Origin of the sequence: Azospira sp. I13, from assembly GCF_003112695.1 — a bacterium.
Taxonomy (GTDB): domain Bacteria; phylum Pseudomonadota; class Gammaproteobacteria; order Burkholderiales; family Rhodocyclaceae; genus Azospira.
In genome coordinates this window covers 170,533-192,728 of sequence record NZ_BFBP01000002.1, presented here as the reverse complement: position 1 = coordinate 192,728, position 22,196 = coordinate 170,533, and the positions used below count along the sequence as shown (strand labels likewise).

The following is a 22,196-nucleotide window of genomic DNA, read 5'->3' as shown; positions in this document are numbered from 1 at the left end:
GCCATTGCAAACCAATGCAAGCCAATGCAAGCCGGACTATCCCGACCTAGTTGGCCTGCTCTTCGCCGATGGCCCGGGTCCAGGCTAGGGCCAGGGAGAGCGAAAGATTGACCCGCTCGGCGGTCAATCCGGGCAATTGGGCCACCAGGGCCGGCACATGGCTCATGTCTTCGCTTTCCAGGGCCTCGACCAAGCGTAGCAGCAGCCCGAGGGAGCCTTGATGGCGCAGTAGGGCTTGCTTGACGTCGGAAGCGAGGTTGGAGATCTGGCCCAGGATTTCCTCCATGGATGGACCAAAAAGAGCCGGTGTCAGGGAGAGAATGCCGGTTAGAAAGGCCCGGTCGGCGAATTCCCGATCCCCTTCCATATGGCTCTCCGCCAGCAGTTCCAGCAGACGGGCCCGGGTGGCCGCCAGCTGTAACAGAGGGGAGAAACCGCCGCCGCCGCTAGGGTCCGTGTACAGCAGCAGTTGCAGCCAGCGCTGCAACTGGCGCCGGCCCAGCAGGGTGATGGCGTGGCGCAGGGAGGTGATGCGGGTACGGGCCCCGACGGCGGCGGAGTTGGCCATGCGCAGAAGGTTGATGGAGAGCCCCGGCGCCTGCTTGAAGGTCTCCTCCAGCAGGGGTGTATCGGAATCGTCCAGTACCTGGGAGAGCAATTTCAGCAGGGAGACGCGGGATTGGCCGAGCTTGCGTCCGGCGATGACCATGGGTCGGGCGAAGTAGTAGCCCTGGAAAAAGTGGAAGCCCAGTTGGTGGCAGTGTTCCATCTGCTCCCGGCTTTCCACCTGCTCTGCTAGGAGCCGGGCAGGGGTGCGGGAGAGGGCCTGGACCAAGGGCGGCAAGGCCTCGGGGGCCACGGCGGGAATGCAGACCTTGGCGATATGCATCAGCTCCAGCAGCGGCAGCATGGCCGGGGTGACGGCGACGATGTCGTCCAGGGCCAGCATGAAACCCTTGTCCCGCAATTCTTGGCAGCGCTCCAGGATTGGCGGCGTGATTTCCACCGTCTCGAGGATTTCCAGGACCACCTTGTCCTTGGGCAGCAGCTCGACCGCTTCGCTGAGGAGAAAGTCGCCATCCACGTTGATGAAGGCTCGCTGGGCACCCAGGGCGTCGGCGAGGCCCAGCTCGGCGAAAGCATGGGTAATGACGGTGGCCGTGGCGGCCATGGGGTTGCTGACGATGGCCCGGTTGGGTGCCGGCCCGCTGCGGAACAGTAGTTCGTAGCCGTAGAGGGCTTGCCGGGCATCCAGAATCGGCTGCCGGCCCAGGTAAATGGGAGTGGCGCTGCTGGAGCCGGCGTTGTCCATGGGTTAGTTTTCCCTGGCGAGTTGGTTGGCCCAGGCCATGGCCTGGGCGAGGCACTCGGTGAGCAGGGCGCCTCGCAGACCGGGGATCTGGGCAATCAGGCCATCGAAGGTGGCATCCCCGTCGGCCTTTTCCAGTTGCTCTGCCAGGGCCAGCAGCCGCCCCAGGTCGCCCTTGTATTCCACTAGGGCCTGCTTGACGTCCGGCGGCAGGGGCAAGGGCGTGACGATGTCACCGATGGGCTGGCCGGTCACCGCCGGCAACAGGGAGAGGATGCCGACCATGAAGGCTCGGTCCGGCAGGTCCTTTTGCCGGGGCATGAACTTCTGGGTCACCAGTTCGAGGAAGCGCCCCCGGGTGGCGGCCAGCTGCAGCAGGGGGCCGACCTCGCCGCCCTGGGGGTCGGCGTAGAGCAGCAGTTGCAGCCAGCGTTGCAGCTGGTTGCGGCCCAGGATGGTGATGGCATGGCGTACCGAACCGATGCGCACCGAGAGGCCGCTGGCGCAGGAATTGGTAAGGCGCAGCAGGTTCAGGGTGAGGCCCGGCTCGCCCTTGAAGGAACGCTCCAGGGCGGAGGTGTCCGCATCCTTGAGGATCAGGTCCAGTAGCCGCATGACCGTCATCGCCGAGTGGGTCAGCTTCTTGCCGGAAATAAGGGTGGGGCGGGCGAAGTAATAGCCCTGGAAATACTCGAAGCCGAGATCGAAGCAGTGCTCCATCTGGGCCCGATCCTCGATTTTTTCCGCCAGCAGCTTTTTCTGCAGGGGCCGTAGCTTGCAGGCCAGGAGAAAGAGCTGATGGTTGTCCAGCAGCTGGTGGTCCACCTTGAGGATTTCCACTTCCGCGAGCAGAGGCAGGTCGTTGGCGGCAAACTGGGCGACACCGCCCAGGGCGAAGGTGAAACCCCGCTCCTTCAGCTCCCGGCATCGGGCCACCAGTCGCTCGTCGGCGGGGGTGTCTGCCGGTAGTTCGAGGACCACGCTCTCCCCCGGCAGCACTTCTACCTCGGGGCCGAGGACGAAGTCCGGCGTGGCGTTGATATAGGCCTTGTACTGACCCAGCACATCGCCCAGGGACATTTCCCCGAATGCGTTGGCGACCACCTGGGCGGTGGCCATGCGGCCATCGTTCACGGCAGCTCGGTCGGTGCCACTGCTGCGGAATAGCAGCTCGTAGGCAATCAGCTTCTGGTCCCGGTCCAGAATGGGCTGGCGGGCCAGGAAAATGTCGTCGTCGAGGGGCGGATTCATGGTGCAGGATCAGAAAGGCAGGGCCAAGCCGGGCCAGATGGCCGCTAGTTCACGGCGGAAATCGGCCTGGATACGGGCCAGGGCCTCGGCGTTGTCAGCCTCGAAGCGCAGCACCACCACCGGGGTGGTGTTGGAGGGGCGGGCCAGGCCGAAGCCGTCGGCGTACTCCACCCGCAGGCCGTCGATGGTGATGATTTCCCGGGCACTCTCGAACTTGGCATTGGCCTTGAGCTTGTCCAGCAGGGTGAAGGGTTCGCCTTCAGCCATCTTGATGTTCAGCTCCGGCGTGCTGGTGGCGTTGGGCAGGCCCTTCAGCACCGGGTTGGCGTCGGCGGTCCGGGCCAGGATTTCCAGTAGGCGGGCGCCGGTGTAGAGGCCGTCGTCGAAGCCAAACCAGCGTTCCTTGAAGAAGACGTGGCCGCTCATCTCGCCAGCCAGGGGGGCGCCGGATTCCTTCAGCTTTTTCTTGATCAGGGCGTGGCCGGTCTGCCACATCACCGGCTTGCCACCGTGCTCGCGAATCCAGGGGGCCAGCAGGCGGGTGCATTTGACGTCGTAGACGATCTCGCCGCCAGGGACCCGGGATAGGACGTCGGCAGCGAAGAGCATCAGCTGGCGGTCGGGGAAGATCACTTCGCCGTCCTTGGTCACCACTCCCAGACGGTCGCCGTCGCCGTCGAAGGCGATGCCAATCTCGGCGTCGGTTTCCTTCAGGGTGCGGATGACGTCGGCCAGATTCTCCGGCTTGGAGGGGTCCGGATGGTGGTTGGGGAAGTTGCCGTCCACCTCGCAGAAGAGGGGCACGATCTCGCAGCCGAGACGCTGGAACAGTTCCGGCGCCACCGCCCCGGCGACGCCGTTGCCGCAATCCATGACGATCTTCATGGGGCGGGCGAGCTTCACGTCGGCGAGGATGCGTTCCACGTAGGCCGCCTTGACGTCGGCCTGGGTCAGCCTGCCTTCGCCTTGGGCCAGATCGCCGGCTTCGATGCGGCGCTTCAGGGCCTGGATGGCTTCGCCGGCCAGGGTCTCGCCGCCGATGACCATTTTCAGGCCGTTGTAGTCCGGCGGATTGTGGCTGCCGGTGACGGAGACGCAGGAGTGGCAGCCCAGGTGGTGGGCGGCGAAATAGGTGAGGGGGGTGGGCACGCAGCCGATGTCGATCACGTCCACCCCGGCGGCGCGGATGCCGTCGGCCAGGGCGCCGGCCAGTTCGGGGCCGGAAAGGCGGCCGTCGCGGCCCACGGCGATGGCCGTCTGCTGCCGCTCCCGGGCCAGGCTGCCGAGGCCGTGGCCGATGGCACGGACGACTGCCGGCGTCAGGCTCTTGTCCACAATGCCGCGGATGTCGTAAGCCTTGAAGATTTCGGGAGGGAGGAAGGGCTGGGCGTGGGTGGCGTTCATGGGTAACGGGGCGGGATCGTTGGTGCGTCGATTAGCGGTGTTGCGCAAAGAAATGCAGCAGGCGGTCGGGCAACCAGCTCAGGCGGCCGGGCAGGGCGCCGCTGACGAAGCCCACATGACCACCCTGGAGCGGTTGTTCCAGGTGAACTTGCAATGATACCTGCTTAGGCCCGGGCAGGGCATGGGCGGGCAGGAAGGGGTCGTTGGCCGGGTTGATCACCAGGGTGGGGACCCGAATGCCGGGCAGCAGCGGCTTGCTCGAGGCGCGCTGCCAATAATCGGCGACACCGCTGAAACCGTGCAGGGGGGCGGTGACCACATCGTCGAAGGCTTCCAGGCTGCCGGCGCGACGCATGGCGGTGCCGTCGAAAAGCCCGGGAAAGCGCGCCAGTCTGACCTCGGCGCTACGTTTCAGGGTGTGCAGGAAGTGGGCGCTATAAATCCGGTTGAAGCCGCGGCCCAGGGCCAGGCCGCAGGCTGTCAGGTCCAGGGGCGGGCAGATGGCCGCGGCACCCTGCACCACGTCGCCGGCCAGGAATTCCTGCTCCCCCAGCCATTTGAGCAGGGCATTGCCACCTAGGGAGACGCCGGCGGCAAACAGGGGCCGCCGTGGAAAGCAGGCCTTGAGGCGGCGCAGGATCCAGTCGATCTCGGCGGAATCGCCGGAATGGTAGGCCCGGGGCAGGCGGTTCAGTTCGCCGGAGCAGCCGCGAAAGTGGGGGACTACGCTATCCCAGCCCAGGGCGCTGGCCGCCCGGGTGAGGGCAGTGGCGTAGTGACTGCGGGAACTGCCTTCCAGGCCGTGAAAAAGTACCAGCAGTGGCGCTGTTGCGGCGGAGCCCAGGGGCGCGGAGGTGGCGGGCGTAGCCCAATCCAGATCGATGAAATCGCCGTCCGGCGTTTCCCAGCGCTCCCGCCGGTAGTCGGGAGCCGCCGGTTTGATGAGCAGCGGATAGATGGTTTGCAGATGGCCGCTGGGCAGCCAGCGGGGTGGGCGGTAGTCCGGCAGGCGGCCGGGAGCCATCAATGGAGAGTCCGGGGCGTGTCGCCGGCGAGGATGTCCTCTTCCGGCGCCATCGAGGCGTGGCGGGCCAGCAGACGCCAGCCATCGGCGCCCCGCACGTAGATATGGGTCACCACCACGTCGCCGGGAGGCTCCTGGCCATCGGCCGGGTAGTAGGTTTCCGTCAGGCTGCGCACCGCCGTCAGGGCGCTCTGCCAGCTCTGGCGGTCACCCACCTGGGCGCTGAGGCTGGGCATGACCGAGAAAATTTCCTGCCAGCCATGGCGCACCTGGCCGTGGCCGGAGAGGCGTTGGCCGCCAGGGTGGATGCAGAGGATTTCGTCGTCTTCGGCCCAGAGGGCCATCATGGCCTCCAGATCGCCTTTCTCCAGCGCCTCGTAGAAGGCGGTTTCCACATCGTCGGGGCTGGCGTAGCGCAAGGTGTCCATGGGCGTCAGGCGGGCAGGGTGGCCAGCACTTGTTCGGGGGAGAGATCCTGCAGGCAGCGCAGATGGCCCAGGGGGCATTCCCGCTTGAAGCAGGGGCTGCAGTCGAGCTGCAGGCTGAGGATCGTCGCCTGTTGGCTCAAGGGAGGCGTGAAGCCGGGGGAAGAGGACCCGTAGAGGGCCGTCAGGGGGCGGCCCAGGGCGGCGGCCACGTGCATCAGGCCGGAATCGTTGCAGACCACATGGTCCGCCAGGGAGAGCAGGTCCACCGCCTGGTCCAGGCTGGTGGCGCCGCAGAGGTTGCGGGCCGTGCCGGCACTGGCGGCGGCAATGGCGTCGCCGACCGGCGCATCCTTGCCGGAGCCGAGCAGCCAGATGGTCCAGCCCCGTGCGGCGGCTTGCCGGGCCAGGGCGGCGTAATGGGCCTCGGGCCAGCGCTTTGCCGGGCCGTATTCGGCGCCGGGGCAGCAGGCCAGCAGGCGGGCTGGGCGTGCCAGCCCCAGGGCAGCGAGGGTGGTGTCCTGGGCCTCGGGGGAGGATTGCAGGCGCGGTTCCTCAATCGGCCGGGGGGGCTGCTCGCCGGGGGCTTCCGCCAGTTGGGCGAAGCGCTCCACCATCAGGGGAGTGGCGGCCTTGTCCAGGGTATGGCGGCAGTTGAGCAGGCCGTAACGGGCCTCACCAGTGAAGCCCACGCGCAGGGGCACGCCGGCAAAGGCGGTGACCAGAGAGGACTTCAGGGAATTGGGCAGGACCCAGGCGGCGTCATAGCCCCGGGCAGCCAGTTGGCGACCGAGGGCCCAGCGGGCCTTGAGATTGAGTTCACCGTGGGCGAAGGGGTTATCCAGGACTTCCCGGATTTCCCCCATGCGGGTGAGCACGGGGGCGACCCAGCGGGGAGCCAGGGCATCCAGTTCCAGCCCCGGGTGGCGTTCCAGCAGGCGCCGGAACAGGGGCTGGGCCATGACGGCGTCGCCGATCCAGGAAGGGGCGACGATGAGCCCGCGACGCAAGGTCATCGCCTCTCCTCCTTGGAACGGCCGGGTCAGTGGTGACCCTTGGGGGCTTCGCCCTTGAAGACGTAGTGGGTGCTGCAATAGGGGCAGGTTACTTCGCCGGTCTTCAGTACGTCCAGAAACACCCGGGGGTGCTGGCTCCACAGGGGCGCGTTGGGGGTCGGGCAGTGCAGGGGCAGGTCGTCGGCGGTGACTTCGACGGTCAGGTTGTCGGCCATGGTCGGTCTCTAACGGTTGCGCAAGGATTAAACGAAGGCCAGCCAGTCGGCGTGGGCGGCGGAACGGCCATTCACCACGTCGAAGTACTTTTCCTGCAGGGCCTTGGTGACGGGGCCGCGATGGCCGGCGCCGATCTGGCGGTTGTCCAGTTCGCGGATGGGGGTCACTTCAGCGGCGGTGCCGGTGAAGAAGGCTTCGTCGGCGCAATAGACTTCGTCGCGGGTAATGCGCTTTTCCACCACTTCGATACCCATCTCACCGGCCAGCTGGATCACGGTGGCGCGGGTGATGCCTTCCAGGCAGGAGGTCAGGTCCGGGGTGTACAGCTTGCCGTTCTTGACGATGAAGATGTTCTCGCCAGCGCCTTCACAGACGTAGCCTTCCGGGTCCAGCAGCATGGCTTCGTCGTAGCCGTCGGTGAGGGCTTCGTTGTTGGCCAGGATGGAGTTCATGTAGTTGCCGGAGGCCTTGGCCCGCACCATGGTGATGTTCACGTGGTGGCGGGTGAAGGAGGAGGTCTTGATGCGGATGCCGCGCTGCATGCCTTCCTCGCCCAGGTAGGCGCCCCAGGGCCAGGCGGCAATGATGACGTGCACCTTGGCGCCACGAGGGGAAACGCCCATCTTCTCGGAGCCGTAGAAGGCCAGGGGGCGGATGTAGCCGGATTCAAGCTTGTTGGCGCGGATCACTTCCTTCTGGGCTTCGTTCAACTCTTCCTGGCTGTAAGGCAGGGCCATCTGGAAGATATGGGCGGAACGGGCCAGGCGCTGGGTGTGTTCCTGCAGGCGGAAGATCGCGGTGCCCTTGTCGGTCTGGTAGGCCCGGACGCCCTCGAATACGGCCATACCGTAGTGCAGGGAGTGGGTGAGGGCATGGGTGGTGGCTTCGCGCCAGGGCACCAGTTTGCCGTCTTGCCAAATGAAACCGTCGCGGTCCGACATAGACATGTTGAATCTCCGTTCGCTGCGTGTTCAGTAANNNAAAATGCTCGCTTTGCGCAATTCGGAAAGCCCATGGCTCCTGTCTGGAAACCCAATGTCACCGTGGCCGCCGTCGTCGAGCGGGAAGGCCGTTTTCTCCTGGTGGAAGAAGAGACGGATGACGGCCTGCGTTTCAACCAGCCCGCCGGCCATCTGGACGAGGGCGAATCCCTGGTCGCCGCTTGTGTCCGGGAATGCCTGGAAGAAACCGCCTACCATTTCCGTCCGACGGCCCTGGTGGGGGTTTACCAGTGGCCGCGGCCGGCCGGCGATATCACCTACCTGCGCTTTGCCTTTGCCGGCGAAATCACCGGTTTCGAGGAAGACCGGGCCTTGGATACGGGGATCATCGGCGCCCGCTGGCTGACTCTGGAAGAGGTGCGGGCGACGGCCGAGCGGCACCGCAGCCCCCTCATTCTGCGTTGCATCGAGGACTATGCCGCCGGCAAGCGTTATCCCCTGGAACTCATCACCCATTACGGATGAAGCGCCTGCTGTGCTTCCTGGCGGCGCTGCTGCCCACTCTGGCCGGCGCCGATACGGTGGAGGTCTGCTACAACTACGGCTGCAATGTGGCGGCCGAGGTGACTTTCAGCGCCACCCAGCTGGCTCCCGTGGAGGCCCAGTTGCGGCGGGCCGGGGAGGCCAGTTCGGAACGCCTGATCCTGGCCGAGGTGCTGGGGCGGCTGTACCGCCTGGCCGGCACCCAGACCCCCATCTGGCGCGATAAAGGCGGCAATTCGGAAGATGACGAGGTGGAAGGGCGCATGGATTGCATCGACCATTCCACCACCACCACCCACTTCCTGGAGCTGCTCCAGGCCCGTGGCTGGCTGCGCTTCCACCGTGTGCTGCCACGGCAGATGCGACGGCGGGGGCTGATTTTTGAACACTGGACGGCCATCGTCGAATCCCGGGACGATGGCGAGCGATTTGCAGTGGATAGCTGGTTTTTTGATCACGGCGACCCGGCGGCCATCATTCCCCTGGCCGACTGGCAGGATGGTCATGATCCCGATATCCGCCACCGGGTGGCAGAAGCCATCCAGGAACAGATGGAAAGACAGGTGACACAATGAATGTAGTAGAACCCAAAGGCACCGTGGTGGTCGGGCTTTCCGGCGGGGTGGATTCCTCCGTCGCTGCCCTGTTGCTGAAGCGCCAGGGCTGGAAGGTGGTGGGCCTCTTCATGAAAAACTGGGAGGACGACGACAACGAGGAATACTGCTCCTCCCGCCAGGACCTCATCGACGTCATGAGCGTGGCCGACACCATCGGCATCGACGTGGAAGTGGTGAACTTCGCCAAGGAATACAAGGAGCGGGTCTTCGCCGAATTCCTCAAGGAATACCAGGCTGGCCGTACCCCCAATCCGGACATCCTGTGCAACTCGGAAATCAAGTTCAAGGCCTTCCTCGACCACGCCATGCAGCTGGGGGCAGACAAGATCGCCACCGGCCACTATGCCGGGGTGCGGGAAGTGGCCCATCCTGCCGGCGTCGGCGTCGAGTACCAGCTGCTCAAGGCGGAGGACGGCACCAAGGACCAGAGCTACTTCCTGCACCGGCTCAACCAGGCCCAGCTCTCCAAGACCCTCTTCCCCCTGGCTGACTGGTACAAGCGGGACGTGCGCAAGCTGGCGGTGGAATCGGGCCTGCACGTGGCGGCGAAGAAGGACTCCACCGGTATCTGCTTCATCGGTGAACGGCCCTTCAAGGATTTCCTCATGCGCTACCTGCCGCCCCAGAAGGGCGAAATCCGCGATCTGGACAGTGGCAAGGTGCTGGGTGAGCACGATGGCATGACCTACCACACCATCGGCCAGCGCAAGGGTCTGCATATCGGCGGCCTGGCTGGCGGCCAGAAGGCCAACGGCGAGCACGATGCCTGGTTCGTGGCGAAGAAGGACGTGGCCAGCAACATCCTCTACGTGGTCCAGGGCCACGATCATCCGGCCCTGCTTTCCGGTCAGCTGGAAGCCCAGGACCTCTCCTGGGTCGCTGGCCGGGCGCCGCGGCCCCACTGGGTCTATTGCGCCAAGACCCGTTACCGCCAGGAAGACGCTCCCTGTGAAGTGGAGCGGGTGGATGGGGAGTCCTGCCTGATCGACTTCGCCGAACCCCAGTGGGCGGTGACCCCCGGCCAGTCGGTGGTGCTCTACGAATCCCGGGTCTGCCTCGGTGGTGGTGTCATCCGCTGATCAGCCCTGGCATCGACAAAAAAGGCCGCTTCCCGGAGCGGCCTTTTTTTCGGCTGTACTCAGACCCGATAGCAGGCCAGCTCCTGGTGCATGCGCTCGGCCAGCTGGTCCAGCACCCTGGCCGCATCCGCCGTGGAGTGGGCGGTGGATGAGTTTTCGTCGGTCATCTGGGCGATGCGCTCCACCTGCTGGGCGATGCTGGACATGGCGGTGCTCTGCTCGGTCAGGGCTTCTGAAATATCGCCCACCGTATCCACTACGGTGCGGGCGGAATCGCGGATGCGCTGGATGGTATGGCTGGCCTGGCTGGCGCCGGCAACACCGTTTTCCACCTTGGCCACCGCCGTGTGCATGCCGCTCACCGCCTGCCCTGCACCGCTCTGCATGGTTTCGATCATGGTGGCGATTTCCTGGGTGGAGAGGGCGGTGCGTTCTGCCAGCTTGCGCACTTCGTCGGCCACCACGGCGAAGCCGCGGCCCTGTTCGCCGGCCCGGGCCGCTTCGATGGCGGCGTTGAGGGCCAGCAGGTTGGTCTGGTCGGCAATGCCGCGGATGACCTCCACCACGGCGGAAATCTGCTCGCTCTGGCTGCGCAGCTGGTCAATGGTGCCGGAGGCTTCTCGCACCGCATCGGCGATGGCATTGATATCGGCGACGGTTTGGCTGATCACGCCGCCGCCTTCCTCCGCGGTCTGGCCTGACTCGCTGGAAAGGCTGTTGGCGTCCCGTGCCCGGTCGGCCACGTGGTTGATGCTGACGGTCATCTGCTCCACCGTGGCCGCCATGCCGGAGGTGGATTCGGACTGGTAAGCCGCGGCCTGGGATATTTCCTGGGCCGCCAGGGAGACCTGCCCGGCGCTTTCCCGGACGCCGCTGGCGCTGCTCATGATGCTGCGAAAACTGTCCTGTAGACGCTCCAGCAGCCGGTTGAAGGCAGTCAGGGTGCGCCCCACCTCGTCATTGCGGCGAATGCTTACCCGGTGGGTGAAATCCAGCGTCGCCTCGATGCGGGTGACGGTCTGCTCCATTTCCGTCAGGGTGTGGATCACCGCCCGGTAAATCGTGATCCCCATGATGGCGATAAGCAGCACGGCTACGGTCGAGGCGGCCACCATTTGCCAGGTCGCTGCCTCGCCGGCGCTTCGGGCGTCCCGAATGTAGCCCTGGCTCAACTGGTCGTTGTATTTGCGATGGGCCTCAAGAGCCGAGAGCAGCTCCCGTCCCTTCTCCGATACCGTGGTACGGGCCATTTCTCCGGCTTCGTCATGTTTTCCCTGGGCAAAGCGAGCCGCCGTGTCATCCAGTGCCTTCAACAAGGTCGCCAGGGCAGCCTTGTCAGCTGCATACAGCCGCCGGTCTTCGTCGTCCGCCAGCAGGGCAGCATAATTGACCATGGCCTTTTCCAGTTCGCCCCGCCGGGCTTGCATTCGCCCCTGCTCTTCGGCGGCGGCCTTGGCGTCGTGGGCAGCAAGGAATTGCAGGGTATTGGCGCGCAGGCGCAAGTACGCAATGGAGGCATTGTCCAGTTCGACAATGCTGGGCACCACGTTGGTAGCTATGGCTTTGGCCCGGGCATTGCTCTGCAAAAGGCGGCTGATGCCGATGCCGCTGACCAGGACCAAGGCGGCGATGGCGGTGGCGATGATGAGGAGCAGGCGCTTGGCGATGGTCATGGTGGTCTCCTGGTTGTCGTCGGTGCCGGGAAGGAGCGGGGGTACGGCACTTTTGTCCGGTTCAGACCTGACATTGGGGAGAAAATTCCATGGCCCTGAAATGCCTGGAAATAGCCTGAGATGACCTTAAGCAGCCCGAACCAGCCTGCAGGAAAGACGGAAGAGGCCAGGCATTCTCCAGTACTCAGCCTGGACTCAACCCCAACCCGGCCTGGAAATGCAAAAGGCCGCCCGGAGGCGGCCTTGCGGAGATGGCGGAAGCGGCGGTAAGCCGCAATATCCGCTTAATCGTGGGGTACGGTGTCGATGAAGGAAGGACGCTGCATCAGCTTGTCGAAGACCCGGACCAGTCCCGGCCGGCTGCTGCGCCAGTCGAGATCGGGGAAGCGGAAGTCCAGGTAGCCGAGGGCGACGCCGACGGTGATGTCGGCGAGGGAGAAGTGGGTGCCCATACACCAGGGATTTTCACCCAACTCACTGGCCATGTAGTCCAGGGCACGGCGAACCTTTTCCTGCTGGCGCTCGATCCAGGCGGAGCTCTTTTCCCCTGCCGGGCGCTTGGCTTCCAGCACCGCGGTGACGCCGGCTTCGACCAAGCCGTCGGCCAGGGCTTCCCAGCGTTTGACCTCCATGCGCTCCCGGTTGGGGGCAGGCATCAGCTTGTTGTTGGGGGTGACGTTGTCCAGATACTCGACGATGACGCGGGAATCGAAGAGGGGCGTGCCGTCGTCCAGGATGAGGACGGGAATCTTGCCCAGGGGATTGTGGTCGGGTACGTGACTGTCCGGGGTCCAGGGCGATTCGATGGCAAATTCGGCCTCGATCTTCTTTTCCGCCAGCACGACCCGCACCTTGCGGACGAAGGGGCTGGTGTAGGAGCCGATCAGTTTCATGGGTTTCTCGTTTTCTGTTCTGTGCTGCTGGGTGTTGCCGAGCGGCGCCGGGCGCCATTCGCTTGGGGGTTGCCAGTATAACACCGCCGCCTTGCGGCCTTTGCCAAGCAGGTCACATTGCCATGCTCACCTGGGAGTGTGTTTGCCCATACCTTGGCCCGGCAGGTAAAATTCCGCTCTTGGCTCAACCGGAAACCTTTCCATGTCTCTTCACGCTCTCACCGCCCTTTCTCCCCTGGATGGCCGCTACGCCGGCAAGGTGGACGCCCTGCGTCCCCAGTTCTCCGAATACGGCCTGATCCGCCGCCGCCTCCAGGTGGAAATCGAATGGCTCAAGGCCCTGGCGGCCGAACCCCATTTCGCCGAAATTCCGGCCTTCTCCGCTGCCACCATCGCCGAGCTGGATGCCCTGGTGGCCGGCTTTGGCCCCGAGCAGGCCGCCGAGGTGAAGGCCATCGAGGCCACCACCAACCACGACGTGAAGGCCCTGGAGTACTGGATCAAGGACAAGACCAAGGCCAATGCCGAAGTCACCAAGGTCACCGAATTCATCCACTTCGCCTGTACCTCCGAAGACATCAACAACCTCTCCCATGCCCTCATGCTGAAGGCCGCCCGGGATGAGGTGATGCTGCCCTCCCTGGACAAGGTCATCGGCCGCCTGCGCGACCTGGCCCATGAACTGGCCGACGTGCCCATGATGAGCCGCACCCACGGCCAGCCGGCGACGCCCTCCACCATGGGCAAGGAACTGGCCAACGCCGTCTATCGCCTCAACCGGGCCCGCGTTCGCATCGCCGATGTCGGCCTGCTGGGCAAGATCAACGGTGCCGTCGGCAACTACAACGCCCACCTGGCCGCCTACCCCGGCTTCGACTGGGAAGGCTTCGCCAAGCGCTTCGTCGAGAGCCTGGGCCTGGAATTCAATCCCTACACCATCCAGATCGAGCCCCATGACGCCATGGCCGAGCTGTATGACGCCTTCGCCCGCACCAACACCATCCTCATTGACCTGGACCGGGACGTCTGGGGCTACATCTCCCTGGGCTTCTTCAAGCAGAAGGTGAAGGCCGGCGAAGTGGGTTCCTCCACCATGCCGCACAAGGTCAATCCCATTGACTTCGAGAACTCCGAAGGCAACCTGGGTTTGGCCAACGCCGTGCTCAAGCACCTCTCCGAGAAGCTGCCCATCTCCCGCTGGCAGCGCGACCTGACCGACTCCACCGTGCTGCGCAACATGGGTGTCGGCCTCGGCTACGCCCTGCTTGGCTACGATTCCCTGCTGCGCGGCCTGAACAAGCTGGAAGTGAATGCCCAGGCCATGCACGACGACCTCAATGCCAACTGGGAACTGCTGGCCGAGCCGATCCAGACCGTCATGCGCCGCTACGCCGTGCCCCAGGCCTACGAGAAGCTCAAGGAACTGACCCGGGGCACCCGCGTCACCCGCGAAGGCATGCAGACCTTCGTGCAGTCCCTGGAAATCCCGGAAGCCGCCAAGGCCGAGCTGCTCAAGCTGACACCCTGGGACTACACCGGCAAGGCCGCCGAACTGGCCAAGCGTATCTAAGGTATCCAGGCCCATGCGCTGCCCCCGTTGCGACCAGCCCCTGGCCGACCGTCGGAGCGACCTTTGCCCCGATTGCCTGGAGGCGCGGCAGAAATCCATGCTGCGGGGCGCCCGTCAGGGCGTCCTGGTGGGCCTGACGGTTGGCCTGGTGCTGGCCGGAATCATGCTCGGCTACTACGGACCGGAGCGGGGCATCAAGGCCATCGCCTTCGGCCTGGTGTCTGCTCTGGCCACCACCGGCCTGCTGCTGGGCATGGTGCGCAACCGCTGAGGCGGTGCCTGCCAATGCCTCCGGCGCCACGCAACCCCTTATTGCAAGAGACCTGTCATGAGCTTTGCTGAAAACCTGAAGAAACTGCCCGGCATTTCCCATCTCGCCGCCATCAATCTGCTGGATGCCGAGGGCAATACCGTGGCCACCATCGAGAACAAGCCCGGCAGCGCCGGTTCCGTGGCGGTGTACAACCATCTGGCCCAGACCTTTGGCGCCATCACGCCCCAGGCTGCCCAGAAGGGCATCGAGATTTACGCCGAGCACAGCGAGGATGCCAAGCTGCACCCGGGCAAGCACCCCAATATCGACCGCCTGATCCAGCTGGCGGCCGAGGGCAAGACCCTGCGGGCCAAGCACGTCTTCGCGGTGTAACTGTTGTAAAAATCAGCTTTTCGGAACGGCCCTGCGGGGCCGTTCTGCTTTGGGGGGAACGGCGTGCTTGCCCGGTATTGGCGTTGTTTGCGGGAGGCTTTCCCATCTTGCCGGGGACTGTGTCGGGGAATGGCCGTACCGGGCTTCCTGGCCCTATGCCATTGCCTTATGGTCGTATAATTCCGGGGTTCGTCGTACCGTCGGTGGCGACGCTGCCGCCGGCATTCCAACCACAACACGAGAGAGATGACATGAAGAAACTGCCCAAGCTGCTGCTCGCCCTTTCCGCCCTGGCCCTGGCTGCCAGTGCCTCCGCCCAGGTCAAGCCCGAGGACGCCATCAAGTACCGCAAGGCCGGCTACGCCTATATGTCCTGGAACATGGGCAAGATCAAGGAGAGCACCATCGACAATCCGGCGGCCTTCAACAAGGATCAGGTCCTGGCGGCTGCCCGTACCATTGCCGCCATTGCCAACTCTGGCATGGGCGCCCTTTACGTGCCCGGCTCCGACAAGGATGTGGGCAGCCAAAGACCCGGGTCAAGCCCGAGTTCTTCAAGGAAGGCGAAGAAGTGGGCAAGATTGCCCGGGCCTTCAACGCCGAAGCCAACAAGCTGGCCGAAGTGGCCGCTGGCGGCGATATCAACGCCATCAAGGTCCAGTTCGGCAAGACCGGTGAGACCTGCAAGTCCTGCCACGACAAGTATCGCGTCAAGGACTGACCGTTACTGCCGCACTGTCGACGTTGCCAAAGGCGGCGGGCAGGGCAAAGAAAAAGGCCGCCTTCGGGCGGCCTTTTTCATGGGGATGAGGCGGCTTGCTTTACCAGCTCGGCGTGGCCGGTGCGCTGGCGGGCGGCGGTGGAGGCGGTGCGATCCAGCTGCCGGAAGCGCCCCACACCGCCAGGGCGGCCAGGGCCAGGGCGGCGATGAGGGCCACCAGGCCGCCCCCCCGGGCAGGGGAGGGGGCGGTGGGTGTGCCGGAAGGCGTGGTGATGGCGGATGCGGCCGAATGCCCGGGCGGAATTTCCTTCCAGCCGGTGAGCATGGGTTTCACCAGATTGTCCTTCTTGATGCGCACGTAGAAGACGATGGCTGCCACATGCACCCCCGCCAGCAGGATGATCAGGCTGCCGATGCCTTCGTGCAGCTCGGTCAGGCTGTCGGAGAGATCCCGGCTGATGAGGTCCATCAGGGGGCCGCGGAAGGCAATGTCGTCGTTGGCAAAGAGGCCGCTGCCCACTTGCAGCAGCAACAGCCCCAGCAGGCCTAGCACCGAAAGGGCGCCCAGGGGGTTATGGCCCAGGCCCTGCCAGCGTCCTTGCAGATAGGCCTTGATGGCGCCGGGGGTCGGCAGAAACTGGCTGAAGCGGGCGTAGGTGGAGCCGGCCACGCCCCACACCAGGCGGAAGGCCAGCAGGCCGACGATGGCCAGGCCCAGCTTGCCGTGGACGAAGATGGCGTTGCCACCAAGCTGCCCGGTGATCACCGCGGCAGCCACCAGGCCGGCCAGGGACCAATGGAAGAGACGGGTGGGCAGGTCCCACACCTTGATGCGTTGGGGAGTCGTCATGGAGTTGTCTCTCCGCGAATAAGAAAACGGGCCGCCCGTTGCCGGGCGACCCGCTGGATTGTAGCGCCCCGGGGGTGCTGGGGCTGTTGCCAAGTGTAACGGTCTGGCTGCCCTTAGACGCAGGCGCCGTCGTCGCTGACGTTGGGGTCCTTGGCCTTGGGCACCTTGATGAACTGCTCCCGGGAGACGCCCAGCCACATCACCAGGGGGGAAGCCACCAGCACTGAAGAGTAGATGCCGAAGCAGATGCCAATGGTCAGGGCCATGGCGAAGTAATGCAGGGTCTCGCCCCCGAACACCAGCATCGACAGCACCATCATCTGGGTGGAGCCGTGGGTGATGATGGTGCGGGAGATGGTGCTGGTGATGGCGTGGTCCAGCACTTCCGGGGTGCTCATGCCGCGCACCTTGCGGAAGGTTTCCCGCACCCGGTCGAAGACCACCACGGATTCGTTTACCGAGTAGCCCAGCACGGCCAGTACCGCCGCCAGCACCGAGAGGGAAAACTCCCACTGGAAGAAGGCGAAGAAGCCCAGGATGATGATGACGTCGTGCAGGTTGGCGATGATGGCCGAGACCGAGAAGCGCCACTCGAAGCGGAACGCTAGGTAGATGACGATGCCAATGATCACCACCAGCAGCGCCATGGCGCCGTTCTCGGCCAGTTCCTTGCCTACCTGGGGGCCGACGAATTCGACCCGGCGCAGGGACGCGGAGCCGTCTTCGGCGGTCAGGGCGGCCATGACGCTTTCACCCAGCTTGGCGGTGTTCTGGTCGGACTTCAGGGGCAGTCGGATCAGCACGTCCTGGGAGGAGCCGAAGTTCTGCACCGAGTAGTCGGAAAAGCCCGACTTGCCCAGGGCGCCACGAATCTTCTCCAGGTCGGCGGCCTGCTGGTAATTCACCTCGATCAGGGTGCCGCCGGTGAATTCCACCGACAGGTGCAGGCCCCGGGTGGCGAGGAAGAACACGGCCAGCAGGAAGGTGAGCAACGAAATGACGTTGAACACCAGCGCATGGCGCATGAAGGGGATGTCTTTGCGGATCTTGAAAAATTCCATTTTTATCTTCCCTTCGGCTTACTTGCCGGCGTCCAGCTCAGGCTTCCAGACCTGGCCGATAGCCACCTTTTCCAGCTTCTTGTGGCGGCCGTAGATGAGATTGACCAGGGCCCGGGAAACCACCACGGAACTGAACATGGAGGTCAGGATGCCCAGGCAGTGCACCACGGCGAAGCCCCGGATGGGGCCGGAGCCGAAGGCCAGCAGGGCCACACCGGCGATCAGGGTGGTGACGTTGGAGTCCAGGATGGTGCCGAAGGCCCGCTCGTAGCCGGCCGCAATGGCCGCGTGGGGGCTGGCGCCGTTGCGCAGCTCTTCCCGTACCCGCTCATTGATCAGCACGTTGGCGTCAATGGCCATACCCAGGGTCAGGGCGATGGCGGCGATACCCGGCAGGGTCAGGGTGGCCTGCATCAGGGAGAGCAGGGCCACCAGGAAGAGCAGGTTGGCTGCCAGGGCCAGGGTGGAGATGAAGCCGAACATCAGGTAGTAGGCCATCATGAACACGGCAATGGCGATGAAGCCCCACAGGGTGGAGTGGAAGCCCTTGTTGATGTTCTCGGCGCCCAGGGAGGGGCCGATGGTCCGCTCTTCGACGATGTCCATGGGGGCCGCCAGGGAGCCGGCCCGCAGCAGCAGGGCGGTGTCATTGGCTTCCACGGTGCTCATCTTGCCGCTGATCTGCACCCGGCCGCCACCGATCTCGCTACGGATCACCGGAGCGGTGACCACTTCGCCCTTGCCCTTCTCGATGAGCAGGATGGCCATGCGCTTACCCACGCTTTCCCGGGTCACATCCTTGAAGATGCGGGCACCGGCGGCGTCCAGGGTGAGGTGCACGGCGGGTTCGTGGTTCTGGCTGTCGAAACCGGGCTGGGCGTCAGTGAGACGGTCACCGGTCAGTACTACCTGCTTCTTCACCAGCAGGGGCGAGCCGCCCCGTTCGCTGTAAAGCTCGGTGCCGAAGGGCACCTGGCCGGAGAGAGCCGCTTCCAGGGCGCCCGGGGTGTCGTCCACCATGCGGATTTCCAGGGTGGCGGTACGACCCAGGATGTCCTTGGCCTTGGCCGTATCCTGCACGCCGGGCAGTTGCACGACGATGCGGTCCAGGCCCTGCTGCTGGATCACCGGCTCGGCCACGCCCAGCTCGTTGATACGGTTATGCAGGGTGGTGATGTTCTGCTTCAGGGCGAAATCCTGGATACGCTTGATGGCCGTCGGCTTGAGGCTGCCGGAGAGCTTGAAGTCAGCGCCATCCATGGCTTCGGCGAAGGCCAGGTCGGGCTGGCTTTCCTCCAGGACCTGGCGGGCCTTGGCCCGGGTCTCGGCATCGCGGAACTTGATGGACACCACGTTGCCATCCCGGTTGATGCCGGCATGGCGCAGGTTCTTGTCCCGCAGCACGGTACGCAGATCGGCGGAGAGGGAGTCGAGGCGCTTGGTGATGGCGCCCACCATGTCTACCTGGAGCAGGAAGTGCACGCCGCCCCGCAGGTCCAGACCCAGGTACATGGGCAGGGCACCCAGGTTGGTCAGCCACTTGGGGGAGGAGGAGAGCAGGTTCAGGGCGACCACGTACTGGGCGTCCTGGGGATCCGGGTTGAAGGTCTTTTCCAGCAGGTCCTTGACCTTGAGCTGGGTGTCGGTGTCCTTGAAGCGGCTCTTGACGCCGTTGCTGTCGAGGAAGACGCCTTCGTGGGCGATGCCGGCGCCTTGCAGGGCGGCTTCGACGCGGGATAGCAACTGCGTGTCGGACTTCAGGGTGGCGCGGGCCGGGGAAACTTGTACGGCCGGGGCTTCACCGAAGAAATTGGGCAGGGTGTAGAGGAAACCGATCACCAGCGCGACAACGACGGTGATGTATTTCCAGAGCGGATAGCGGTTCATGGGCGGTTCCTGGGGGACCGAAAAAAGCGAAGGGCCGGACGAATCCGGCCCCGGGGAAGGGCTTACAGGGACTTCAGGGTTCCCTTGGGCAGCAGTACGCCAACGGCGGGCTTCTGCACCACGACTTCGGTGTTGGGCGCGATTTCGACGTGGATGTAGGCGTCGCCCACTTTGGCCACGCGGCCGACAATGCCGCCCTGGGTGATGACTTCGTCGCCCTTCTGCAGGGCATCCACCATGGCCTTGTGTTCCTTGGCCTTCTTCATCTGGGGCCGGATCATCAGGAACCACAGCACCACGAACATCAGGATGATGGGCAGGAACTGCATCAGACCCCCGGTGGGGTCGGCGGCCTGGCCTGCGGCGGCCTGGGCGTGAGCGGCGCTAATCAGCACGATTTCTTACTCCTTGATTGCTTCAAAAGTGAACGCGGCATTGTACCACCGAGCCATGGGGCGGACGCCCGGCACGGTCCCGACGGTTTACGCCGCACAGGCCCCACGGGCGCGGTCCCGATGGAAGCTCTCCATATGGGGTTGCAGTCGCCCTTCTTCAATAGCGGCGCGCAATTCAGCCATCAATACCTGGTAGTAGTGCAGGTTGTGGATGGTGTTGAGCATGGAGCCGAGGATTTCCCCGGCGCGGAACAGATGGTGCAGGTAGGCCCGGCTGAAATTGCGGCAGGTGTAGCAGTCGCAGGAAGGGTCCAGGGGGCCGGTGTCCTGGCGGTGGATGGCGTTCTTGATCTTGAGGTCGCCGTAGCGGGTGAACAGGTGGCCGTTGCGGGCGTTGCGGGTGGGCATGACGCAGTCGAACATGTCGATGCCCTGGCTCACCGCATGCACCAGGTCTTCCGGCGTGCCCACGCCCATCAGGTAGCGGGGCTTGTGGCTGGGCAGCTTGGGGGCGGTGTGGGCCAGGATGCGGGCCATGTCTTCCTTGGGTTCGCCGACGGAAAGGCCGCCGATGGCCATGCCGTCGAAGCCCATGGCGTCGAGGCCGGCCAGGGATTCGTTGCGTAATTCTTCGTACATGCCGCCCTGGACGATGCCGAAGAGGGCGTTGCCGTTGCCCAGGCGGCGGTGCTCGTCGATGGAGCGCTGGGCCCAGCGCAGGGAGAGGCGCATGGACTTGGCCGCCTCGTCCAAAGTGGCCGGGTAGGGTGTGCATTCATCGAAGATCATGACGATGTCCGAGTTCAGCGTGTGCTGAATGCGCATGGACTCTTCCGGCGTCAGGAACAGCTTGGCGCCGTCGATGGGGGAGGAGAACTTCACCCCCTCTTCGGTGATCTTGCGCAGGGCGCCCAGGGAGAAGACCTGGAAGCCACCGGAATCGGTGAGGATGGGCTTGTCCCAGCCCATGAAGTCGTGCAGGCCGCCGTGGGCCTTGACGACTTCCAGACCCGGGCGCAGCCACAGGTGGAAGGTGTTGCCGAGGCAGATCTGGGCGCCGATGTCGTGCAGGGACTGGGGCGTCATGGCCTTGACCGTGCCGTACGTGCCCACCGGCATGAACACCGGGGTCTGCACCACGCCGTGGGCCAGGGTCAGGGTGCCGCGACGGGCCTGGCCGTCGGTCTTGAGAAGTTCGAACTGCATGGACGTATTCCTAAAAGCGTTTTTGCCACAGAGGACACAGAGATCACAGAGTAAAACCGGCTGCCGCCATTTGCGGCAGGGGATGGGTCTGGTCCTTCTCTCTGTGCTCTCTGTGTCCTCTGTGGCTTATTGAATCAATGTTCTTCCCGCTCCAGCAGCATGGCGTCGCCGTAGCTGAAGAAGCGGTATTTTTCTGCCACTGCGTGGGCGTAGGCTGCGCGGATGGCGTCCATGCCGGCGAAGGCGGAAACCAGCATCAGCAGGGTGGAGCGGGGCAGGTGGAAATTGGTGACGAGCCGATCCACCACCTGGAAGCGGTAGCCGGGGGTGATGAAAATGTCGGTCTCGCCGGCCCCAACTCGCACCAGGCCATCGCCGCAGGCCGCCGATTCCAGCGTGCGCAGGGAGGTGGTGCCCACCGCCACCACCTTGCCGCCCCGTTCCCGGGTCTCGCGGATGGCGTCTGCCGTGGCCTGGGGCACTTCGTAGCGTTCGCTGTGCATCTTGTGGTCGGCCACCAAATCCACCCGCACCGGCTGGTAGGTGCCGGCGCCCACGTGCAGGGTCACCGCCGCCTGACGTACCTCCTGGGCCGCCAGGGTGGCCAGCAGTGTTTCGTCGAAATGCAGGCCTGCGGTGGGGGCGGCCACCGCCCCCGGGTTCTTGGCATAGACGGTCTGGTAGCGGGATTCGTCCTCGGCCTCGGCGCCGTGTTCAATGTAGGGCGGCAGGGGCAGGCGGCCGTGGCGCTCGGCCAGGTCCCACAGATTGCCGTCACCTTCCACTTCCAGGGCGAAGAACTCGTTGTGGCGGCCGGTGCATACCAGGGTAAAGGCCTCTTCCAGGATGAGGCGGGTGCCCGGCTTGGGCGACTTGCTGGCACGTACCTGGGCCAGAGCGTGGCGCTCGTCCACGATGCGTTCCAGCAGCACCTCGATCTGGCCGCCGGATTCCTTCTGGCCGAAGAAACGGGCCTTGATCACCCGGGTGTCGTTGAACACCAGCAGGTCGCCGGGCTGTAGCAGGCCGGGCAGGTCGGTGAAGCGCCGATCCGTCAGCCGGGGGCCGTCCACGTGCAGCAGGCGGCTGGCGGTGCGTTCGGATGCCGGGTGCTGGGCGATCAGCTCCGGCGGCAGGAGGAAGTCGAATTGGTCGACGGTGAGGCTCATGGTCTTGCGTAATCTCAATCGGGCTGGCGGTAGGGCCAGTGTGTTGGTTGCGGCGGCAATGGTGCGGGTAACGTCGGTGGCGGACGGTCAGGCAAAAACAAAGGCCGGTGACAAAGGCCGGTGCGGCGCTTGTGGGGGCGGAATGAATCGGTGATAATGCGCCCCTCGATTTGTAGCGCCCGTCCGCCTGTTCTGGCCGGACACCCATGCCGGGATGGCGGAATCGGTAGACGCAGCGGATTCAAAATCCGCCGCCGCAAGGTGTGAGGGTTCGAGTCCCTCTCCCGGCACCACGGTAAT

General features: G+C 64.8%; 22 protein-coding genes, 1 tRNA gene and 1 pseudogene. 8 read left to right on the top strand and 16 right to left on the bottom strand.

What is annotated here, in order from left to right:
- Positions 1 to 46: 46 nt before the first annotated feature.
- The 8 genes from AZSI13_RS00920 to AZSI13_RS00885 are packed head-to-tail and all read right to left on the bottom strand — an operon-like array spanning position 47 to position 7,592.
- Entirely contained in the window at positions 47 to 1,312 is a 1,266-nt protein-coding gene (locus AZSI13_RS00920; RefSeq protein ID WP_109039303.1) for an EAL and HDOD domain-containing protein, read from the bottom strand.
- 3 nt (positions 1,313 to 1,315) lie between these two features.
- Complete coding sequence (locus tag AZSI13_RS00915; RefSeq protein WP_109039302.1) at positions 1,316 to 2,560, bottom strand: EAL and HDOD domain-containing protein; 1,245 nt, start codon at positions 2,558 to 2,560, stop codon at positions 1,316 to 1,318.
- A 9-nt stretch (positions 2,561 to 2,569) separates the two neighbouring features.
- Positions 2,570 to 3,964 carry a phosphomannomutase/phosphoglucomutase gene (locus AZSI13_RS00910; protein ID WP_109039301.1) on the bottom strand — a complete coding sequence of 465 codons (1,395 nt, stop codon included), beginning with the start codon at positions 3,962 to 3,964 and terminating at the stop codon, positions 2,570 to 2,572.
- Positions 3,965 to 3,995: 31 nt separating this feature from the next.
- Positions 3,996 to 4,988, bottom strand: coding sequence for a hydrolase (locus tag AZSI13_RS00905; protein ID WP_109039300.1), 993 nt, complete (start codon positions 4,986 to 4,988; stop codon positions 3,996 to 3,998).
- Positions 4,988 to 5,416 carry a nuclear transport factor 2 family protein gene (locus AZSI13_RS00900; RefSeq protein ID WP_109039299.1) on the bottom strand — a complete coding sequence of 143 codons (429 nt, stop codon included), beginning with the start codon at positions 5,414 to 5,416 and terminating at the stop codon, positions 4,988 to 4,990. The genes AZSI13_RS00905 and AZSI13_RS00900 overlap by 1 nt, the downstream gene beginning before the upstream one ends.
- Positions 5,417 to 5,421: 5 nt before the next feature.
- Positions 5,422 to 6,429 carry a lipopolysaccharide heptosyltransferase II gene (gene waaF / locus AZSI13_RS00895; protein ID WP_109039298.1) on the bottom strand — a complete coding sequence of 336 codons (1,008 nt, stop codon included), beginning with the start codon at positions 6,427 to 6,429 and terminating at the stop codon, positions 5,422 to 5,424.
- Between the two features lie 26 nt (positions 6,430 to 6,455).
- Positions 6,456 to 6,644: a zinc-finger domain-containing protein gene (locus AZSI13_RS00890; RefSeq protein ID WP_109039297.1), complete on the bottom strand. Its 189-nt coding sequence runs from the start codon at positions 6,642 to 6,644 to the stop codon at positions 6,456 to 6,458.
- A 27-nt stretch (positions 6,645 to 6,671) separates the two neighbouring features.
- Positions 6,672 to 7,592 carry a branched-chain amino acid transaminase gene (locus tag AZSI13_RS00885; protein WP_109039296.1) on the bottom strand — a complete coding sequence of 307 codons (921 nt, stop codon included), beginning with the start codon at positions 7,590 to 7,592 and terminating at the stop codon, positions 6,672 to 6,674.
- Between the two features lie 66 nt (positions 7,593 to 7,658).
- Between AZSI13_RS00885 and AZSI13_RS00880 the strand changes: the two genes are divergently transcribed.
- From AZSI13_RS00880 to mnmA, 3 genes are read left to right on the top strand one after another with little or no spacing between them, the layout of a single operon-like run.
- Positions 7,659 to 8,111: an NUDIX hydrolase gene (locus tag AZSI13_RS00880; RefSeq protein ID WP_109039295.1), complete on the top strand. Its 453-nt coding sequence runs from the start codon at positions 7,659 to 7,661 to the stop codon at positions 8,109 to 8,111.
- Positions 8,108 to 8,704: a hypothetical protein gene (locus AZSI13_RS00875; RefSeq protein WP_109039294.1), complete on the top strand. Its 597-nt coding sequence runs from the start codon at positions 8,108 to 8,110 to the stop codon at positions 8,702 to 8,704. The genes AZSI13_RS00880 and AZSI13_RS00875 overlap by 4 nt, the downstream gene beginning before the upstream one ends.
- On the top strand, positions 8,701 to 9,825 hold the full coding sequence (gene mnmA, locus AZSI13_RS00870) for a tRNA 2-thiouridine(34) synthase MnmA (protein ID WP_109039293.1): 1,125 nt from the start codon (positions 8,701 to 8,703) through the stop codon (positions 9,823 to 9,825). Before AZSI13_RS00875 ends, mnmA begins: the two co-directional genes overlap by 4 nt.
- A 59-nt stretch (positions 9,826 to 9,884) precedes the next feature.
- Here mnmA and AZSI13_RS00865 read toward each other — a convergent pair whose 3' ends face one another.
- On the bottom strand, positions 9,885 to 11,498 hold the full coding sequence (locus AZSI13_RS00865; RefSeq protein WP_109039292.1) for a methyl-accepting chemotaxis protein: 1,614 nt from the start codon (positions 11,496 to 11,498) through the stop codon (positions 9,885 to 9,887).
- A gap of 284 nt (positions 11,499 to 11,782) precedes the next feature.
- The gene (locus tag AZSI13_RS00860) at positions 11,783 to 12,391 is read right to left on the bottom strand and encodes a glutathione S-transferase (RefSeq protein WP_109039291.1); all 609 of its coding nucleotides are present in this window, start codon (positions 12,389 to 12,391) and stop codon (positions 11,783 to 11,785) included.
- 202 nt (positions 12,392 to 12,593) lie between these two features.
- Here AZSI13_RS00860 and purB point away from each other — a divergent pair, with 202 nt between their 5' ends.
- From purB to AZSI13_RS00845, 4 genes and pseudogenes are all read left to right on the top strand, one after another.
- On the top strand, positions 12,594 to 13,961 hold the full coding sequence (gene purB / locus AZSI13_RS00855) for an adenylosuccinate lyase (RefSeq protein ID WP_109039290.1): 1,368 nt from the start codon (positions 12,594 to 12,596) through the stop codon (positions 13,959 to 13,961).
- A gap of 13 nt (positions 13,962 to 13,974) precedes the next feature.
- Positions 13,975 to 14,232, top strand: coding sequence for a hypothetical protein (locus AZSI13_RS17155; protein WP_133247240.1), 258 nt, complete (start codon positions 13,975 to 13,977; stop codon positions 14,230 to 14,232).
- Positions 14,233 to 14,289: 57 nt separating this feature from the next.
- Positions 14,290 to 14,607 carry a DUF2322 family protein gene (locus tag AZSI13_RS00850; RefSeq protein WP_109039289.1) on the top strand — a complete coding sequence of 106 codons (318 nt, stop codon included), beginning with the start codon at positions 14,290 to 14,292 and terminating at the stop codon, positions 14,605 to 14,607.
- A gap of 251 nt (positions 14,608 to 14,858) precedes the next feature.
- Positions 14,859 to 15,328: pseudogene (locus AZSI13_RS00845) on the top strand (cytochrome c).
- A 100-nt stretch (positions 15,329 to 15,428) separates the two neighbouring features.
- Here the strand turns inward: AZSI13_RS00845 and AZSI13_RS00840 are convergent.
- From AZSI13_RS00840 to queA, 6 genes are all read right to left on the bottom strand, one after another.
- Positions 15,429 to 16,178: a cytochrome b/b6 domain-containing protein gene (locus AZSI13_RS00840; protein ID WP_109039288.1), complete on the bottom strand. Its 750-nt coding sequence runs from the start codon at positions 16,176 to 16,178 to the stop codon at positions 15,429 to 15,431.
- A 113-nt stretch (positions 16,179 to 16,291) separates the two neighbouring features.
- A complete protein-coding gene (gene secF / locus AZSI13_RS00835) occupies positions 16,292 to 17,239 on the bottom strand; it encodes a protein translocase subunit SecF (protein ID WP_109039287.1) in 948 nt (315 codons plus the stop codon).
- A gap of 18 nt (positions 17,240 to 17,257) precedes the next feature.
- Positions 17,258 to 19,126: a protein translocase subunit SecD gene (gene secD / locus AZSI13_RS00830; RefSeq protein WP_109039286.1), complete on the bottom strand. Its 1,869-nt coding sequence runs from the start codon at positions 19,124 to 19,126 to the stop codon at positions 17,258 to 17,260.
- A 62-nt stretch (positions 19,127 to 19,188) separates the two neighbouring features.
- Positions 19,189 to 19,521: a preprotein translocase subunit YajC gene (gene yajC / locus AZSI13_RS00825; RefSeq protein WP_109039285.1), complete on the bottom strand. Its 333-nt coding sequence runs from the start codon at positions 19,519 to 19,521 to the stop codon at positions 19,189 to 19,191.
- A gap of 87 nt (positions 19,522 to 19,608) precedes the next feature.
- Entirely contained in the window at positions 19,609 to 20,727 is a 1,119-nt protein-coding gene (gene tgt, locus AZSI13_RS00820) for a tRNA guanosine(34) transglycosylase Tgt (protein WP_109039284.1), read from the bottom strand.
- A 134-nt stretch (positions 20,728 to 20,861) separates the two neighbouring features.
- Positions 20,862 to 21,896: a tRNA preQ1(34) S-adenosylmethionine ribosyltransferase-isomerase QueA gene (gene queA / locus AZSI13_RS00815; RefSeq protein ID WP_109039283.1), complete on the bottom strand. Its 1,035-nt coding sequence runs from the start codon at positions 21,894 to 21,896 to the stop codon at positions 20,862 to 20,864.
- A 208-nt stretch (positions 21,897 to 22,104) separates the two neighbouring features.
- On the opposite strand from queA, the gene AZSI13_RS00810 reads away from it, so the two are divergent.
- A tRNA-Leu gene (locus AZSI13_RS00810) sits at positions 22,105 to 22,189 on the top strand.
- The last annotated feature ends 7 nt before the right edge of the window (positions 22,190 to 22,196 follow it).